At 71.2% G+C, this 13,957-nt stretch carries 9 protein-coding genes; 6 read left to right on the top strand and 3 right to left on the bottom strand.

All coding sequences use genetic code 11. The features are described 5' to 3' along the window. Positions 1 to 21: 21 nt before the first annotated feature. The 3 genes from QWJ13_RS05960 (at position 22) to QWJ13_RS05950 (ending at position 3,254) form a co-directional block, all read left to right on the top strand. Positions 22 to 1,635, top strand: a complete 1,614-nt coding sequence (locus tag QWJ13_RS05960) for a dolichyl-phosphate-mannose--protein mannosyltransferase (protein ID WP_316520971.1) — start codon at positions 22 to 24, stop codon at positions 1,633 to 1,635. Next, a complete protein-coding gene (locus tag QWJ13_RS05955) occupies positions 1,635 to 2,426 on the top strand; it encodes an ABC transporter permease (RefSeq protein WP_316521707.1) in 792 nt (263 codons plus the stop codon). Before QWJ13_RS05960 ends, QWJ13_RS05955 begins: the two co-directional genes overlap by 1 nt. A gap of 240 nt (positions 2,427 to 2,666) precedes the next feature. Next, positions 2,667 to 3,254: a TMEM165/GDT1 family protein gene (locus QWJ13_RS05950; RefSeq protein ID WP_316521705.1), complete on the top strand. Its 588-nt coding sequence runs from the start codon at positions 2,667 to 2,669 to the stop codon at positions 3,252 to 3,254. 77 nt (positions 3,255 to 3,331) lie between these two features. Here QWJ13_RS05950 and QWJ13_RS05945 read toward each other — a convergent pair whose 3' ends face one another. After that, positions 3,332 to 4,522 (bottom strand): peptidoglycan-binding domain-containing protein, encoded by a 1,191-nt coding sequence (locus QWJ13_RS05945; RefSeq protein ID WP_316520970.1) that lies wholly within the window; start codon positions 4,520 to 4,522, stop codon positions 3,332 to 3,334. A gap of 267 nt (positions 4,523 to 4,789) precedes the next feature. Between QWJ13_RS05945 and QWJ13_RS05940 the strand changes: the two genes are divergently transcribed. The 3 genes from QWJ13_RS05940 (at position 4,790) to QWJ13_RS05930 (ending at position 7,827) form a co-directional block, all read left to right on the top strand. Beyond that, on the top strand, positions 4,790 to 6,862 hold the full coding sequence (locus tag QWJ13_RS05940; RefSeq protein WP_316520969.1) for an MFS transporter: 2,073 nt from the start codon (positions 4,790 to 4,792) through the stop codon (positions 6,860 to 6,862). 22 nt (positions 6,863 to 6,884) lie between these two features. Continuing rightward, on the top strand, positions 6,885 to 7,367 hold the full coding sequence (locus QWJ13_RS05935) for a CYTH domain-containing protein (RefSeq protein WP_316520968.1): 483 nt from the start codon (positions 6,885 to 6,887) through the stop codon (positions 7,365 to 7,367). A gap of 136 nt (positions 7,368 to 7,503) precedes the next feature. Continuing rightward, entirely contained in the window at positions 7,504 to 7,827 is a 324-nt protein-coding gene (locus QWJ13_RS05930; RefSeq protein ID WP_316520967.1) for an antibiotic biosynthesis monooxygenase family protein, read from the top strand. A gap of 67 nt (positions 7,828 to 7,894) precedes the next feature. On the opposite strand, the gene QWJ13_RS05925 is transcribed toward QWJ13_RS05930, so the two are convergent. Beyond that, a complete protein-coding gene (locus QWJ13_RS05925; RefSeq protein WP_316520966.1) occupies positions 7,895 to 8,494 on the bottom strand; it encodes a hypothetical protein in 600 nt (199 codons plus the stop codon). 343 nt (positions 8,495 to 8,837) lie between these two features. Beyond that, positions 8,838 to 13,910 (bottom strand): HD domain-containing protein, encoded by a 5,073-nt coding sequence (locus QWJ13_RS05920; RefSeq protein WP_316520965.1) that lies wholly within the window; start codon positions 13,908 to 13,910, stop codon positions 8,838 to 8,840. Between the last annotated feature and the right edge of the window lie 47 nt (positions 13,911 to 13,957).

Raw genomic sequence — 13,957 nt, 5'->3', positions numbered from 1 at the left:
GACAGGCGAATCGACGAGGCTATGACGCAAGCGGCGCTCACGCACCCACCGGCGGCCCCGGCCCCCGCCACCCCGGCTCCGGCCCCGCGCGGAGGCCTGGTCCGTTGGGCGGCCGACCACTCCGGCTGGCTCGGACCGATCTGCGTCGCGCTCTTCGCCGGCCTGCTGCGGTTCTGGAACCTCGGCTACCCCGACGCCTTCGTCTTCGACGAGACGTACTACCCCAAGGACGCCTGGTCGCTGCTCCACCAGGGGTACGAGGGCACCTGGCCCGACCACGCCAACGCCGACATCCTGGCCCACCCGCAGGTGGTCCCGCTGAGCTCCGCGGCCGAGTTCATCGCGCACCCGCCGCTCGGCAAATGGGTGATGGCGATCGGCGAGCAGCTGTTCGGGCTGAACCCCTTCGGCTGGCGGTTCATGACCGCGCTGCTCGGTACCGTCACCGTCCTGATGCTGGCCCGGATCGGCCGCCGGCTCCTCGGCTCCACCCTGCTCGGCTGCACCGCCGCGCTGCTGATGTCGGTGGACGGCCTCCAACTGGTGATGAGCCGGGTCGGCCTGCTCGACGGCATCCAGATGTTCTTCGTGCTCGCCGCCTTCGGCAGCCTGCTGATCGACCGCGACCACACCCGCGCCCGGCTCGCCGCGGCGACCGACGGCGACACCGTCCGGCTCGGCCTGCGCCCCTGGCGGATCGCCGCCGGGGTGCTCCTCGGCGCCGCCTGCGCCGTCAAGTGGAACGGCGCGATGATCCTCGCCGCCTTCGGCATCCTGACCGTCCTGTGGGACCAGTCCGGCCGCCGGGGCGCCGGCGCCCGCCGCCCCTGGCGCTCGATGCTGCGCCGGGACGCCGTCCCCGCCTTCCTCGCCACGGTCGGCTCCGCCGTGGTGGTGTACGTCGGCGCCTGGAGCGGCTGGCTGGCCACCGGCGGCAACGGCGAGGGCGGCTACGACCGGCACTGGGCGGACGGGCGCGCCGGGCTCTCCCCGGACAGCTTCCTGGGCATCCCGCTGCCCCAGGTCCCGATGAGCTGGGTGCCCGCGCCGCTGCGCAGCCTGTGGCACTACCACGCGCAGATGTACGACTTCAACACCGGCCTGAGCACCCCGCACACCTACCAGTCCAACCCGTTCTCCTGGCTGGTCGTGGGCCGCCCGGTCTCGATGTACTGGGAGCAGGTCCCGGACGGGCAGCGCGGCTGCACCTCCTCGGGCGGCTGCGCGGCGCAGATCCTCGGCCTCGGCACGCCGTTCCTGTGGTGGGCGGCCTGCTTCGCGCTGGTCTACCTGCTGTGGCGCTGGTTCTTCCGGCGGGACTGGCGCTCCGGCGCGGTGCTCTGCGCGGTGGCCGCGATCTACCTGCCCTGGTTCCAGTACCAGGAGCGGACGATCTTCTCCTTCTACATGGTCGTGCTGGTGCCGTTCCTGTGCCTGGCCGTCGCCCAGATGCTCGGGGCGCTGCTCGGCCCGGCCGGGTGCAGTCCCGAGCGCCGCCGGATCGGCGCGATCGGGGCCGGGGTGATCGTGCTCGCGATCGTCGGCTGCTTCGCCTTCTTCTACCCGCTGTACACGGCGGAGGTGATCCCGATGTCGTCCTGGCAGGACCGGATGTGGTTCACGAGCTGGATCTGATGCCGCTCTCCGCCTCGCCGGTGCCGCTCTCCGCCCCCGCCGGTCAGCTGCTGCCGGTCACCCCGGTGCTCGGCGTGGTCACCGCCGTCCTGCTGCTGGCCGCCGTCGCGGTGGCCGGGTGGGGCCTGCTCGGCCACGGGCACGCGGTGCTGCGAGCCGGTCTGCGCGCCGTGGTGCAGCTGGCCGCCGTCGCCGCGGTGATCACCTGGGTGGTCGGTTCGCTCTGGTGGTCGGCGCTGTTCGTGCTGCTGATGTTCAGCGTCGCGGTGCGCACCGCGGGCCGGCGGATGACCCCGGGGCCCGACTGGGTCTGGGCCGCCGCCCCGATCGGCGCCGGGGTGCTGCCGGTGCTCGCCCTGCTGCTGGGCGTCGGACTGCTGCCGACACAGGGCCTGTCCGTCATCCCGGTCGCCGGCATCCTGATCGGCGGCGCGCTCAGCGCGACCTCGCTGGCCGGGCGGCGGGCCCTGGACGAGCTGCGGCTGCGGCGCGGTGAGGTGGAGGCGGCGCTGGCGCTCGGCTTCGAGGAGCGCGAGGCCCGGCTGGAGATCTGCCGTACGGCGGCGGCGACCTCGCTCGTCCCGGCGCTGGACCAGACCCGGACGGTCGGCCTGGTCACCCTGCCCGGAGCCTTCGTCGGGATGCTGCTGGGCGGCGCCTCGCCGGTCCAGGCGGGGGCGGTGCAGCTGTTCGTGCTGATCGCCTTGCTGGCGGTGGAGTCGGTGGCGATCGTGGTGGTGCTGGAACTGGTCGGGCGCGGGCTCGTGGCGCCCGAGCCGCACGGTCGTTAGTCCTTCCGGCGGCGGGCCGGCCGGCGCCGTCCGGTACGCTTGGGGCCGTTGAAGGGGAGTAGCCCTCCACCGGACCGTCGACATACTGGCCCCCACGGGCCCGGCGCCCGGGGCACCGCTCGATGAGCGGTGTCGGCGAGACCTTCGGCCGCAGTGCTGTGACCATGACCAGTGCTGTCGGGCCGAAGCGTCCCCTGACGGACCTGCGGAGGCCGGGCAGCCCGCTGACCGAGGAAACCCCTGATGAGTCTGACCGTTGCCGCGTTGACCTTCGGCATCATCTTCCTGGCCGAACTGCCGGACAAGACCGCGCTGGCCAGCCTGGTGCTCGGCACCAAGTACCGGGCGAGCTACGTCTTCGCGGGCGTCGCCGCCGCCATGGCCGTCCAGGTGGCCCTGGCACTCGTCGCCGGACACCTGCTCTCGCTGCTGCCGCACCGCTGGGTGGAGGGCGTCACCGGCCTGCTGTTCCTGGTCGGCGCGGCGATGCTGCTGTTCCACGGCGGTGAGGACGAGGACGAGCACGCCGCCAAGGAGCCGTCCTCGAACAGCTTCTGGAAGGTGGCCGGGGCCAGCTTCCTGGTGGTCGCGATCGCCGAGTTCGGTGACCTGACCCAGATCATGACCGCCAACCTGGCCGCCAAGTACGCCGACCCGCTGGCCGTCGGCCTGGGCTCCTGGCTGGCGCTGTGCGCGGTCGGCGGGATCGCCATCGTGGGCGGGCAGAAGCTGCTCAAGTACGTGCCGATGAAGCTGATCATCCGGGTGGCGGCGGCGATCATGGTGGTGCTGGCGGGCATCAGCATCTTTGGGGCGATCACCGGCTGACGCCTCGGCCGGGTGGGGGAAGGCGGTGGCTGCCGGTGGGCGGCCGCCGCCCTTCCGCGTGCGGGGGAGCTTGGGGTTCAGCAGCCCGGGTCCGCGGTCAGGGCGGCCTGGGTCTTGGGGCCGTAGACGCCGTTCTCGCCCTTGATCCGGTTCTCGCGCTGGTAGCTCATCAGCACCGACCTGGTCAGGCCGTCGAAGGTGCCGCTGACGATCGACTTGTCGATGAATCCACATTCGGCGGTGTACAGCAGCTGCTGCATGGCGCGGACGTCGGGCCCGCTGTCCCCCATCTGGAGCGTCCGGGGGCTGGGCGCCGGGGCCGGCGGCTGCGGGGGCGGCGGTGTGGGGGTGGGGGCCGGGGCCGGAGGCTGCGCCGGGGCGGCGGGCGGCGGGGCCGGTGCGGTGGTCGGCGGCGGGGTGGCCGTCTTCGTCGGGCTCGGCTTGTGGGTGGGGGTGGGGGTGGCCGTCGGGCTCGGCGCCTCGCTGGTCGGCGCCACCGCGCTGGGGGCGGGCGCCGCCGTGGTGGGCGGGTCCACCGGCGCGGGCGCCAGCGTGGTCGTCGGCAGCGGCTGCGCCTGCTTGGCCGGTGGCTCGGTGGAGGGCGTCACCGCGTACGCGACGCCGATGGTGAGCGCCACCAGGGCGGCGCCGACTCCGGCGAGCAGGCCCTTGCGCTGGGCGAGCGGGGTCCGTTCGGCCGCCCGTCTGGCGGCGCGGCCGCCTTCGGCCGGGCCCGGGGGCCGGCTGACGGGGAAGACGCCGATCTCGTTCCCGTGCGGTTGCGGTTGCGGTTGCGGCTGCGGCATTGCCTGAGGCTGCGCGGCCGTCGCCGGGTACCCGCCCGGCCCGGCGGACGGCATCGACGGCGTCGACGGCACCGGCGGCACCGGCGGCATCAGCGCGGTGGCGTAGCCGTCCGCGTCCGCCCCGAACGGGGCCTGCCCCGGCCCGACGGGCGGTACGGGCGGCAGCACGGTGGTGGCGTACGCGTCCGCGTCCGGCCCCAGCGGGGGAGCGACCGGCGGCCCGCCGGCGGGACGCCCCGGGGCGACCGGCGGCAGCACCGTGGTCGCGAACGGATCCACCGTCGGCACGCCCGGATGGCCCTCGTCGGCCACCTGGTCGGCGGTCTGCGGGATGTACGGGCGGACCAGCGGCGGGCCCTCGATGTGGGGCAGGACGGCGGTCTCGGTGAGGCTCGGGTCCGGGACGCAGCCGCAGCCGGTGGAGCGTGCGGTGCCGCACGTCGGGCAGTGCTGGTCCGGCATCGGCCGGTCCTCCTCGGTGTTCGGTTCTTCCTGCGGATGGTCCGCACGGCCGCGCCTGATTATGCAGGACCGTCCGAGGGGTGGACAGGGGCGTCCGTCCCTCGGTGGGGCCGTGATGCCGGTCGGCGCCGGTTGACCCCTCCGGGAACGCCCGGGGCGCGGCGGTTGTCCCCGGCGCTTACGCTCGGCTCAACCCGACGGAACGAATCGGGGCGAACCGACCCGGCGCGGTGAGCAGGGAGACGCCATGACGCCCACGGACACGCCATGACCGAGCCGAGTGCCGCGTCCGGCCGGAGCCCCGTGGGGGAGTCCGGCCCGCCGGCGGTCACCGTGCCCAATCTCTGGGTGCCGATCGGCGCCCTGCTGCTGGCGATGCTGCTCGCCGCCCTCGACCAGACCATCGTCTCCACCGCGCTGCCGACCATCGTCAGCGACCTCGGCGGCCTCGACCACCTCTCCTGGGTGGTCACCGCCTATCTGCTGGCCTCCACCGCCGCCACCCCGCTGTGGGGCAAGCTCGGCGACATGTACGGCCGGAAGCGCTTCTTCCAGGCCTCCATCGTGATCTTCCTGCTCGGCTCGGTGCTGTGCGGGATCGCCCAGAACATGGGCGAGCTGATCGCCTTCCGCGCTCTCCAGGGCCTGGGCGGCGGCGGGCTGATGGTGCTCTCCCAGGCGATCGTCGGCGACCTCGTCGCCCCTCGGGACCGGGGCCGCTACCAGGGCCTGTTCGGCGCGGTGTTCGGCGTCACCAGCGTGCTCGGGCCGCTGCTCGGCGGACTGTTCGTCGACCACCTCAGCTGGCGCTGGGTCTTCTACATCAACCTGCCGATCGGCATCGTCGCCCTGGTGGTGATCGCTGCGGTGCTGCACGGGCTGGAGGTCCGGCGCGAGCACCGGATCGACTACCTCGGCACCGCGCTGATCGCCGCCGTCGCCACCTGTCTGGTGCTGATGACCTCGCTCGGCGGGACGACCTGGGCCTGGAGCTCCTGGCAGATCGTCGGCTTCGGCGTGCTCGGGCTGGTGCTGCTGCTCGCCTTCGTCCTGGTCGAGCGGACGGCGGCGGAGCCGGTGCTGCCGCTGCGGCTGTTCCGCTCGCGGACGTTCAGCCTGGTCGCGGTGATCTCCTTCGTGATCGGCTTCGCGATGTTCGGCGCGCTCACCTACCTGCCGACCTTCCTCCAGGTGGTCCAGCAGGTGTCGCCCACCATGTCCGGCATCCACATGCTGCCGATGGTGCTCGGCATGCTGCTCACCTCGATCGGCTCCGGTCAGATCGTCGCCCGTACCGGTCACTACCGGATCTTCCCGATCGCCGGTACGGCCGTGACCACCATCGGGCTGCTGCTGCTCTCCCGGCTGGACGAGCACAGCAGCACCGCCGAGATGAGCGGCTACTTCCTGGTCTTCGGCCTCGGGCTGGGCCTGGTGATGCAGGTGCTGGTGCTGATCGTGCAGAACTCGGTCGGCTACGAGGACCTCGGCGTGGCCACCGCGGGTGCCACCTTCTTCCGCTCCATCGGGGCCTCCTTCGGCGTCTCCATCTTCGGGACGGTCTTCGCGAGCGGACTGCGCAGCCGGCTCGCCGACGCCCTGGCCGGGGTGCCGCTGCCGCCCGGCTTCCGTCCGGAGGTCATCACCTCCGACCCGCGGGTCATCCCGCAGCTGCCGGCCGCCGTCCAGCCCGGGGTCTACCACGCGTACGCCGAGGCGATCACGAGGGTGTTCCTGTACGCGGTGCCGGTCGCGGTGGTCGCCTTCGTCCTGTCGCTGTTCCTGCGCGAGCAGAAGCTGCGCTCCACCGTCACCGCGCCGGACCTCAGCGAGTCCATCGGGTTCAACCCGGTGGAGCGCACCTCGCTGGACGAGATCGCCCGCGCCCTCTCGGTGCTGAACAGCCGCGAGGCCCGGCGCGACCTCTTCCGGCGGATCACCGCGACCGCCGGGCTGGACCTGCTGCCCGCCTCCAGCTGGCTGCTCCTCCAGATGCACCAGCACGGTTCGGTCGAGCCGGCCGAACTGGCCGAGCGGCGGATCGTCCCGGTCTCCGTCATCGAGGACGCCGTCCGGGAGGTGGAGGGCCGGGGGCTGGCGGCACGTTCGGGCCGGCTGCCGCTGCGGCTCACCGAACCGGGGGAGGAGGCGGCGCTGCGGCTGGTCGCCGCCCGCCGCACCCAGCTCGCCGAACTGCTGGGGGACTGGGACGAGCAGCGGTACGCCGACCTCGCCGGGGTGCTGAACCGGCTCAGCTCCTCGCTCTGCGCGGACCTCCGCGACCGGCCCGACCAGGAGAGGCCACAGGGGCCGTACCGTGGGGAGGGCCGGTCGTTCTGACGCGTGGAAGGGCGGTCTTGCCATGCCGGTCGAGATCGAGCGCAAGTTCCTGCTGAGCGCCTTCGAGCCGCCGCCGACGGCGGTGCGGCAGCACATCGAGCAGGGGTACATCGCGATCAAGGAGGACGGGACGGAAGTACGGCTGCGGCGGATCGGCGGCAGCTTCGTCCTCGGCGTCAAGCGGGGCACCTCGGGCCCGGAACCCTCCCCCGTCCGGATCGAGGTGGAGCGCGAGCTGGACGAAGGGGAGTTCGCCGACCTCTGGCCGGCCACCGAGGGCGCCCGCCTGGCCAAGGACCGCTACACCTTCGACGCGTCCGGTGTCACCGTCTACGTCGACGTCTACCAGGGCGAACTGGCCGGACTGCGCACCGCCGAAGTCGAGTTCGACTCGGAGCCCGAGGCGGCGGCGTTCCCGGCGCCGGACTGGTTCGGCCCCGAGATCACCGGCGTGAAGGCGTACAAGAACCAGACCCTGGCGCGCCAAGGCCTGCCCAAGTCCTGACTCCGGCAAGGTCGTTGTCTGCGATCCGGCGCCGAACCGGCGCGGGGTGCCACGCCGGAACGGGTCGCCGACCCGCCCGACCGTGAGGTGTAGCAGACTGCTGCCCGTAAGCAGTCACCGGAGCAGAAGGAGCAGCATGTCCGTCGTCAAGATCAACGTCCTGACCGTGCCCGCCGAGCAGCGCGAGGTCCTGGAGCAGCGCTTCGCCTCCCGGGCCGGCGCCGTGGAGAACTCGGACGGCTTCGAGTGGTTCGAGCTCCTCCGCCCCGTCGAGGGCACCGACCAGTACCTCGTCTACACCCGCTGGCGCGACGAGGAGTCCTTCAAGGCCTGGATGGAGGGCCCCATGCGCTCCGCCCACCAGAACGGCCCCGCCGACGAAGCCCCCAAGCGCCCCGCCGCCACCGGCTCCACCCTCTGGTCCTTCGACGTCGTCCAGTCCACCGGCCCCAAGGCCTGACGTCCGTACCGCGAACCGTTCGACCAGGAGCGTGTTCCCGGTCGGACGGTTCCCGGTCTCGCTGTGCTCAGCACGATGTGACGGGACGCATGCCCAGAAGGTTCCCCAGGGGCACGGCCGTGACGCCGGAGGCCGCCGTCGTCGGGCGGATCAGGAGCTGGTGCTGATCCGCTGACACCAGTTCGCCGCACGTCTCGCCGGAGGGGGTCGTGACGCTGACGAGATTCGCGGCCTTGGTCTGGGTGGCCGTCCAGGTGACGGCCACGGCGCCCACGATCAGCACGAGGCCGAGCACGCAGCATGCCGACGCCCGGGCCAGCGCCGTGGTCACCCGGGACGCTTCCCGTTCGGTCCAGCGGCGAAGCGCCTGCCCGCCCAGCAAGATCTCCGGTTCGGGTGCGCCGTGGGCCGATCGCATCGCGAGGAGCGAGCCGGTGACGAGCAGCGCGAAGGCTCCCACCAGCAGACCGGTGGCCGCCAATCGTGCCCAGTCCGGCAGATCGGCCAGGTTGTCCCGGCCCTTCAGCAAGGCCAGTACCGTGAGCAGTGCGGTCAGTCCGGTCAGTCCGGTTCGCCAGCCTTCGGCCTGTCGGCGGAGCTCGGGCAGCCGGGTGAATTCGAGTTCGCGGGCCAGCTCGGCCCAGCGGCGGTCGGAGCGGGTGTTCACGGCTGGACTCTCCAGCTTCCACCGCAGCCGATGAAGCAGGAGTCCGGGGGTAGTCCGGGGTGCGCGTGTCCGCATTCGCAGAAGTGCACCTCCCCGACCAGCGGTTCGGGTTCACTCGTTCCACTTCCCCGACCGATGAGCAGGTCGAGGAACCCCTTCCCGCCGACCCCCGGAATCCCCTGGGGGATCTCCGTCTCGGTCCGGCCGTGACAGCGCGGGCACGTGCCACTCACGATGACCCCGCGCCCGTCGGCGGTGGGGCGCTGGCTGAAACCCGTGGTGCCGATGATGCCGAAGTACTCTTCGGCATAGGTTTTGTCGAATTCGTGTGAGCGTTGCCGTGTCAAGCTCGATCCTCCGCGTCGGTTTCCGGTGAGATTTCCAGGCCGAAGAGCTCCGCGTACCTCCCGAGTCGTTCCCGGATCCATGCGACGGATTGCCCGACGCCTTCGGCGGCGAAGGCGAGGCGCTCCGGTGTCACCCGGCCCGAGACCGCGGGCAGCATGCCGTCGAGGCCTTGGGAGAGGATCGCCAGATCCTGCCACGTCGGAATGAGGTCGGGAATGCCGGTCATCGGTGACGGTGCCGTCGGCTCCAGCGGGAGGTACGGCTCGATGCGACGCCAGGAGCGGGGCAGCGGCTCGCCGAGCCGGCCGGCGATGCTGACGAGGTCCAGCGGGCCGATCGGCTCGGTCGGGGCGGACACCCGGCACGTCGGATCGAGGGCGCTCGCATCGTCGTCGACCGGTACCTCGTCGGGCAGTCCGATGATGGCATCGGCATCGAGCTCCGGTATCGGCGCACCGATCGTCCGCAGCGGAGCCAGCAGCTGGAATGCGGCGCGTGCTCCCACATTCTTTGCGCGGGCATATCGGATGAGAGCCGCCGGGGTGAGACGGGTCCAGCGGGGACTTTCGAACCACTCGTCGAAGTTCTCGTCTTCGCCCAAGTCGATGAGCGCATGGATTTCATGCCACGTGGGTCGGAAGTTCTTCAGTTCGGCGCTCAGGTCCTGGGCCAGGACCTCCGGTTCGAGGCCCAGGCGGCGAGACTCCTTGGCTGCGGTCTTCCAGAGGAACGAGAGTTTCTGCTGGAGTTGCTGGCTGCCGGTGAACAACACCTCCGAACTCGGAAGTACGGGGTAGTCCGCACCGTCGTAGGACGGGTCGCGGCCGGAGAACGCGTATTTGCTCGGTAGAGGCAGGTCGTCCCAGGCTCGTAGCAGCCGGCCGGCATCCGGAACATCCACCCCGGCGTCACGCAGATCGTCAAGGGATTCGGCGAGTTCAGGCCATGATGTCTCATAGTCGCGGGCGAACGCGAGATCGCGAAGGGAGAACCCGTCTTCCAGCCGGAAGCCCAGGTTGTGCAGCTGGGCGACGACGTCCGCGGTGGCCTCTTCCGGGATCCGGCCGCGCCCGGACGAGCCGTTTGAATACCGTCGCCGGTAGGCCAGACGCAGCCGGTCGGCCTCGCGAGCGAGGAGCTTCTCGGCCTTGCGCAGGGAGATTCCCCACTCTGCGGCCAGAGCGATTGTCGCGGCCCAGGGGAGCGTCGCGCTGCCGTCAGGAGCCTGGATGACGTAGCACCGGAGTACTGCCTCCACCTCGTAGGGGACGTCCGCCCAGAGGAAGACGAGTTCCGGATCGGGTGCCGGTCGTCCGAGCCACGAGAATCGGGAGACTCGCGACCAGGCCTCGGCGAGGCTGATGTCCAGGGATCCGGCCACGACGGGGATGTCCCAGGGGTGGGCCACCGGCCGCCAGGTCCTCGCATCCTCTGGTGTGTAGAGGAGCCGGAGATCGTTCTCGTCGCTGATGTGGTCGCGGTGGTGATCCGGCACCGTCCCGATCGGCTTGGGGAGGAACGGGGCGTAGCGCGCACAGGCCTCGGCCAACTCGCCGAGTGGGTATCCGTTCGTCACGGAGGCGCGGACGATACCGCTGAGATCCGACGGCACATGCCCGTAGCCGCTCCCGGGGCGGTTGTGACGTGCCTGATGCGCATCGGTCTGGAACCTCGGCTCGTCAGGAGGCAGCAATGCCTTCACGATCACCGAGTCGATGTAGGTGGGCTCCCAGTCCACGGTTCCTTCGCGTACGGCGGGCCCGGCGAACGAGGGGTGCGCCACCCGCAATCCGCGGGCGGCGCGAAGGATCTCCGCCGGTGTGGTGTCCTGGGTGTGGGCGAGCGAGACCACGTTGCGCCAGTCCGTGGTGTCCGTGGTGGCAACCGCAGACCAGCCGGGCTCGGGCACCGGATGTCCCACCGGCGAGAAAGGCCCGTCCGCCCGCGCGGCCTGGCGCTTGCGAAGCATGGCGGGTCTCCAGGGCCGGAGCGCTTCCCTCACGTTCCGCTTGTCGTAGTCGTGGCGGTGCTTTTCGCCAAGCCACTGGTCGACGGAGAACCAGCCGACCTCGTCCAGGTCGACCGTGTTCCGATGTCCGCTCCCGACCCGGGCCCGAACTCCGCGGCCATGCCACTCCTTTCGGAGCACCCGAGCCGCCTTGAGGTTGCGGTTCTCCAGTCCGTGGAGCCAGTCGAGGTCGAGTTCGGCCCAGGACATGAGGGCTTCGGCGCCCAACCGCCACTGCTCGGCCTCCCACTGGAGGTCGTAGCGTTCGAGCTTCTTGCGGTTGACGCTCAATTCGCCGGCGTGGGGGCCGGTCAGGTTGAGTACGTATCCGAAGGGGCGGGAATCGGTGGCGATGCCGTCGCAGAGGACCGCCCCCTGTGCCTTGACCCACCAGAGCGTTCCCGGCACGGCTTCGACGGCCGCCTCCGACATGATGAGTCGTTGGCTGCCGCCTGGTTGAAGGGCGCCCGGCAGCCACACCTGATCGCACGTGTCATCGCTCCACGCTTCCAGCCTGAACTCGCTGACGAGTACCAGCGACCGAAGCACGTCCGCACAGGCCGAGCCCGTGAGGGTGTACTCGTCGCGGAGGTAGAGCCGCACGCGTGTGCCGCCCTCGGGGAGGCCGTCGTCGAGTTCGCCATCCTCCTGCTGGACCCGAAACAGACTTCCGCCGCTCGACACTTCGACCCGTAGGGCGTTGGCGGCGGGTCGACCCTCCTCGTCGACCGGACGTGTGGTGATCGTCATTTCTTCGGCCAGCATGAAGTAGCTGAAGACGCCGATGCCGAATCGGCTGTTGGGGTAGAGCCGGAGTGAGCGGTCGTGCCGGAGCCAGGCAGCCTGCTCCCGCCGGAAGGCGCGGGACTGCTCGAAGCGGCGCCCGGCTCGGGTGAACGTACTGGTGAGCTGATCGACCGTCATGCCGACGCCGTTGTCGACGCACTCGACATAACGGCCCCGGGGGTCCGTGCCGGTGGCTATGCGGATGGCGCCGGACCACGGTGCGGGCTTCCGGCCCAACGCGGTTCGGTACCGCAGGCGCATCTCACGGTAGCGGCAGGCGTCCATGGCGTTCTGGTACATCTCGCGCAGCGCGAGGCCCCGTTCGCCGTCGTAGAGCTTCTCCCCCATCAGGAGGCGGCGCACCTCGGTCTGGGCGAGTGAGAACTGCAAGAGGGGGACGGTGTAGGCCTGTCGATCCGGCGATCCGGCGGGCCTGAGACGGCGGTCCGTGGCGCGGGCCGGCAGCCCGGCGAGTAGCAGGGCATCGCGCGCGGCCATGGTGTGGGCCGTGTCCCGGAACGCCTGGCTCAGCTCGTCGACGTCCTCCACGACGCTGCTGAGCGCGGCGTGCAGCGCCGGGTGCGGACATACGGCGTCGAGGTGTAGGTCCCGTGGCGCTCCCTCGTGGTCCTCGGCGTCCCAGACCGCCCCTCGGAGGACACTGATCACCTCCTGCGGTCGTATCCGATCGGAGACGGCCAGGTGTTCGGCCAGCACCTCGGGCAGGGCGCGGGCGTCGAAGGCCAGCAGGGAGGCCAGTCGCAGGAGTGCGGTGAGCGGGCGGAACCGGAGTTCTTGAGAGCGTTCAGGCAGGGCATGGCGGGTGGGAAAGGAGGGCGGCCGGTCGGAGGCCAGTCCGAGCGTGGGTGCCGCAGCGATGAGCTGAAGGGCGGAGGACAACTCGCGGGCACGGTCGGCATCGCCGGACAAGGCCGACTCGTCGGCTTCCAGGATCCGGGCGGCGAACCTGTCGGTTCGATCCGCCGGCACCGGCTGGTCGTCGGTCTCGAACCGGTCGGCGATCCAGCGGTGCGTCAACCAGAGGGCGACCGCGTGCCTGTCCGCCGGTGGCGGATTCTCGTACCACTCATAGATCCGGGCGAGCTTCTCGGCGATCTGCGGGTGGTGCTTGACGATCTGCTCATAGTGCGCCCGGAGTGCGTCGCCGTTCTTCCGTGGACGTACGAAGTGCGGGGCGACCTCATACGCTTGGCTGAGCCGGTCGGCCCAGGCCGCCTCGTGGAGGAAGACCCCGGCGATCAGCGCGGCGACCTCCAGTGCGGACAACTCGACGCCTTCGCCGAGAATTTGTGGAAGTCGGCGGCGGAGGAGCCGGACCGGAAAGTCGTCGTCGGCCCAGGGATCGGGCAGCCGGGACTGCGCTCGGTGGACTTCGCGAGCCGTCTCGGCGGCGAGGGTGGTCAACAGTTCGTGGAAGCGGGGGATCAGGCACTGGTCCGAGGCCGGGACCCGGGCCCAGAGTTCGGGCGCGTGTACAGCCTCGCGCCAGGATTCGAGCAGCCGTCGGCTCGGGGCGACGACCGTCCGCCGGGTCTCGTCCTCCAGGTCTCTGCCGTAGTGGATCCGGACCTCCTGCGGGTCCGCCCGGTGGCGCAGCGCCAGTTGGCGGGTGCGAAGGGAGGCCGTTCGATGGATCTGCTCCACGGTGGCGGCCTCGGTCAGCGGCCCGAAGGCCTCGGCGAGCGCCCGGGTGAAGAAGCTGCCGGCGTCCGTGTAGCCGCAGCGCTGACCGGGCTTGCAGCCCGTCATGACGGCGAAGCCGCCGTCGGCCGGACCCTTGGTGATGCCGCTGCCGAAGACCACCGGGCCGCCGTCCTCGGCTGAGCGGCAGGCGTCGATCAGCCAGAGGACGGTTCCGGTGGTGCGGCCGGACAGGTACTTGCTGATGTCCGCTTCGAGTAGTGACTCCGCGATGTGCGGTTGCTCCCAGGCCGCGGGATCGCCGTCGGCGGGGGCCAGCGCGTCGGCGGGTAGCAGGTAGTCGGTATCGCGGATTCGGATGCCGTGCCCGGAGAAGTAGAGCAGCAGGGTGCCACCGTCCGGGGCGTCCTGTGCGATCCGGGTGATGCGGTCGGCGATCTCGTTGCGGGTCGGGTCCCGCAGGGTTTCGACGTCGTAGCCGGCGTCGGTGAGGGCCGCGCCCAGTTCGTTCAGGTCCGCGGTGACCGCGTTTCGCAGCGGGGGGAAACGATGTGCCGCGGCCGGGGTCTCGCCCACCCCGATCAGCAAGGCCCTGCGCGTTCCTTCGTTCACGGATCCGCCCTCCTCTGAGCGCGCCCATGATCCCATCACGCCCGGAA

The sequence above is a fragment of the Kitasatospora brasiliensis genome, assembly GCF_032654805.1.
Lineage (GTDB): Bacteria > Actinomycetota > Actinomycetes > Streptomycetales > Streptomycetaceae > Kitasatospora > Kitasatospora brasiliensis.
This window is presented reverse-complemented; position numbering and strand designations above follow the sequence as displayed.

What these genes read in the sequence shown, in the direction of transcription:
- QWJ13_RS05960 (WP_316520971.1), top strand. Translation starts at nt 22, where the DNA reads ATGACGCAAGCGGCGCTCACGCACCCACCGGCGGCCCCGGCCCCCGCC.
- QWJ13_RS05955 (WP_316521707.1), top strand. Translation starts at nt 1,635, where the DNA reads ATGCCGCTCTCCGCCTCGCCGGTGCCGCTCTCCGCCCCCGCCGGTCAG.
- QWJ13_RS05945 (WP_316520970.1), bottom strand. Translation starts at nt 4,522, where the DNA reads ATGCCGGACCAGCACTGCCCGACGTGCGGCACCGCACGCTCCACCGGC.
- QWJ13_RS05940 (WP_316520969.1), top strand. Translation starts at nt 4,790, where the DNA reads ATGACCGAGCCGAGTGCCGCGTCCGGCCGGAGCCCCGTGGGGGAGTCC.
- QWJ13_RS05935 (WP_316520968.1), top strand. Translation starts at nt 6,885, where the DNA reads ATGCCGGTCGAGATCGAGCGCAAGTTCCTGCTGAGCGCCTTCGAGCCG.
- QWJ13_RS05930 (WP_316520967.1), top strand. Translation starts at nt 7,504, where the DNA reads ATGTCCGTCGTCAAGATCAACGTCCTGACCGTGCCCGCCGAGCAGCGC.